We start from the raw sequence: 3847 nt of genomic DNA, 5'->3' as shown, positions 1-3847 counted from the left end.
TGGCACCTCGATGCCGTTTGAAAGAGGGCGTCCATTCCATTAGAACCTGATTTTCGTCTATTAGGCACGCGCAAAATAGTCGCTAGTACTTGGATGGATGGCTATCCGAAGCAGGTTCTTCCGCACAGTTTGGCGAGCCAGCGATGTCGCCTGGCCTTCTCCGTGAGGTGTCCGTGAGGACACGTAATATGACCCGCCTTGGCACATGAGCAGCTGCCATATGTGCCCAGGCATTTGCGGCTCCCTTTAGCGAGTCGACAACTATTCCTTGCTCGACAGCCGTGGCCATCTGTTGATTATTGCGGTTATACATTCCTATCCAATCGATGAAGTATTATTCCGCCAGCCGAGAAGCAGGCGGAAAGCAATTCTCATGAAGTCTAGGGAGGCACTGCGACTGGGATGCTTTTCTCAGGCACTATTAGCGCTCATAAAAACTTATGTGCTGATGCAATCTAGCAGATACACGCCATTTGCCATATCGCGAATCACTATCGAATCCGCCGTTGACAAAGAGAACGTCGCTCCATTGCCTCGTAGCGAGTTCGTTTGTAGCGCTTGTAAAGTGCTTTTTGCCAAGGCTCTATCGAGCGGATGCCGCACACCGGTGTCGGTATAATTATGTCAGTTACAAGTCCGGATTTTCTTTTTTTATGTCTAGAGCACATATGGTCCCCAACGTAACCTCCGCGCCAGTCCCTCCCAAATTCCTATCTGGTGTTGGTGCCATAGGTGAAATTATTTTTTCGAGGGATTGGGCTGCAACATCTCTTGGGCCAGTGGAGGGCTGGTCTGCCACCGTGCGCAACCTGGTAGCTATGATTGTGCGCTCTCCCATCGCTATGGTGACGATGTGGGGGGCCGAAGGTCTTCTAATTTATAACGACGCCTATGCGACCTTCGCGGGCCTGCGTCATCCCGAGATTTTGGGTATGACCGCCGAGGCGGCATTCCCGGAGCTTGCGCAATTTAATCGCAATGTCATCGAGACAGTCATGGGGGGTACTCCCTTGACCTTCAGAGACCAAGAACTTACGTGGACGCGCAACGGCGCACCGCAACGCCATTGGCTGAACCTTGACTACTCACCAATTCTGGATGAGGCCGATGAGACGGTTGGCGTAATTGCGATAGTTATCGACACCACGGACAAAGTCACGGCCGAGCGAAAGCTTCACGGGGAGCAAGGCCGACTTGGCCAAATGTTTGACCAAGCACCTGGTTTTATGGCACTCCTTGCCGGACCGTCTCATGTCATCACTTTAGCAAACCAAGCATACATGGAGCTTGTTGGTCACCGAGCCGTTATCGGCAGGACTGTCGCTGAAGCCCTGCCTGAGGCAGCAGAACAAGGATTTGTTAGTCTCCTTGACTCACTCTATGAAACCGGCGAAGTTTACACTGGTACTGCCGTGCCATTCAGTGTTCTTGATACCGATATATCATCAGCGCAGCATCGATTTGTCGACTTTGTCTATCAACCTCTTAGAAACGATGATGGTGTTATTTTTGGCATATTCGTCCAAGGTTCCGATGTAACCGACCGCGTTCTGGCTGAACAATCAACGAGAGATGGCGAGTCACGCTTCAAGGTTTGGGCTCAAGCAATGCCAAATCAAGTTTGGTCGGCGGATGCTGCCGGTCAATTAACGTGGTTCAATGACCAAGTGTATTCATACAGTGGCGCAGCGCCCGGAACGCTAGATGGGGAAGCTTGGGCGTCTATCGTGCATATCGACGACGTCGCAGATGCTGCCGTTACTTGGGCCAAGGCTGTTGCGACGGGAACTACCTATGAAAAGGAATTCCGAATTCGGCGCCATGATGGCGAGTATCGCTGGTATCTCATTCGCGCTTTGCCCATCTTTAACGACCAGGGTGCTCTTTCTAGCTGGATTGGTACAAATACCGATATCGAAGACCAGAAGCTCAACACAAAGCAGCTAGCTCATTTGAATGCGACACTTGAGCAACAAATAGAGATGCGTACGGCCGAGCGGGACCGCATGTGGAGGCTATCGAACGAAATAATGCTTGTTAGCGATTTCACCTCCAACTTGCTTTCAATCAATCCAGCTTTTACCTTGGCGCTCGGCTGGTCTTCGGATGAAGTAATTGGTACGTCGTTCATGAATTTGGTCCACCCGGAAGACCGTGAGAGGACGCTCAGCCAAGTCACTCAACTAAGTGCCGGTGCGACTACTTTCAGGTTCGAGAACCGATACCTTAAAAAGGACGGGAGTTTTTGCACGCTGTCGTGGAGCGCCGTTCCTGAAGGCGGCCATATTTACGGGATAGCACGTGATGTAACTGCTGAGCGCGCTACGGCAGAGGCGATGAAGCAAACGGAGAAAGCTCTTCAACAGGCTCAGAAAATGGACGCCATCGGGAAGTTGACCGGAGGCGTAGCTCATGACTTCAACAATTTGCTGCAAGTCATTTCTGGAAATCTGCAATTGTTGTCTAGGGTTCCGCTGTCGCACGACCGTGCATCACAGTGGATAGAAAGTGCCATCGGAGGCGTTACTCGCGGAGCTAAGCTGGCGAGCTCTCTGCTTGCCTTTGGGCGACGCCAGGCGCTCGAGCCAAAAGTTGTCAAGATTGGGAGCGTAGTGGCTGGCATGGAACACATGTTAAGGCATGCCCTCGGCGAGCCCATCGATATCGAAACTATTATTTCCGGCGGCTTGTGGAATACATTTGTCGATATCACCCAGGTAGAAACAGCCCTTCTAAATTTGGCAATCAATGCGCGCGATGCAATGGACGGGCCAGGCAAGCTAACAATCGAAGTCGGGAATGGACATTTGGATGAGCTCTACTGTCGGCACCATGTCGATGTAACACCGGGCCAATATGTCACCTTATCTGTAACCGATACCGGCTCGGGAATGCCCCCTGAAGTTATGGCTCATGCGTTTGACCCATTCTTCTCGACAAAACCTGAGGGGAAAGGAACTGGCCTTGGACTTTCCATGATTTATGGATTCGTTAAGCAATCGGGTGGGCACGTCAAAATTTATAGCGAGGTTGGGCAAGGAACCACAGTGAAAATATATTTGCCTCGCTCAACAGCTGAGGAAGCAGTGCAAGAACCGGTCGTGCTGACAGAATTGGTTGGAGGTAGCGAAACTATTTTGATAGCTGAGGATGACGATGGAGTACGTGCAATTGCAGTAGAAATGCTAAATGAGCTAGGTTACCGAGTACTCAAGGCGAACGACGCTCACAGTGCATTGGCGATTCTGGAAAGCGGGATTCCAGTGGACTTGTTGTTCACCGATGTAGTCATGCCGGGGCCGCTGCGCAGCCCTGAACTCGCCCGTAAAGCCAAGGAGCTAATTCCGAACCTTGCTGTGCTCTTCACTTCAGGCTACACGGAGAATGCGATAGTGCACGGCGGCCGCCTCGATGCGGGCGTAGAATTGCTGGGTAAGCCCTATACTCGGGATACTTTGGCACGGAAAATTAGGCACGTGTTATCAACTGGTCGAAAAGTATCAGCTCGTGGTCCGGCAAAATCGACAGTCGAGGTAAACAGCGCACCTATCCCGAGTAGCTCTGTGGCTACGGGCGAACAAGCCTGTCGAATACTGCTCGTCGAGGATGAAGATGAAGTGCGTAACATCACCGTCGAAATGCTCCAAGCACTGGGTTTCAATGTTGTCGCCACGACTGACGGAAGCTCGGCGTTGAAAGTTCTTGAGACCAATCGATTCGATATCCTAATTACTGATATGGGATTGCCTGGGCTGTCCGGAGCGCAAGTAGCTAGCGAAGCTCGGCGGATTTCTCCCCAAATGCGAATCATTGTGGCGAGCGGGAAAGCGTTAGAAGATGGAATACC

Annotated in this window: 1 protein-coding gene; it reads left to right on the top strand. The window is 51.5% G+C overall.

The annotated features are described in order from the left end of the window. Window positions 1-800: 800 nt before the first annotated feature. On the top strand, window positions 801-3847 hold a 3047-nt coding region (locus M0974_RS12980), incomplete at its 3' end, for a PAS domain-containing protein (RefSeq protein ID WP_297836959.1).

The sequence above is a fragment of the Pseudomonas sp. genome (assembly GCF_026224925.1).
Taxonomy (GTDB): Bacteria; Pseudomonadota; Gammaproteobacteria; order Pseudomonadales; family Pseudomonadaceae; genus Aquipseudomonas.
Note: the sequence above shows the minus strand (reverse complement) of the source record. Positions and strands in the feature narration are given on the sequence as shown.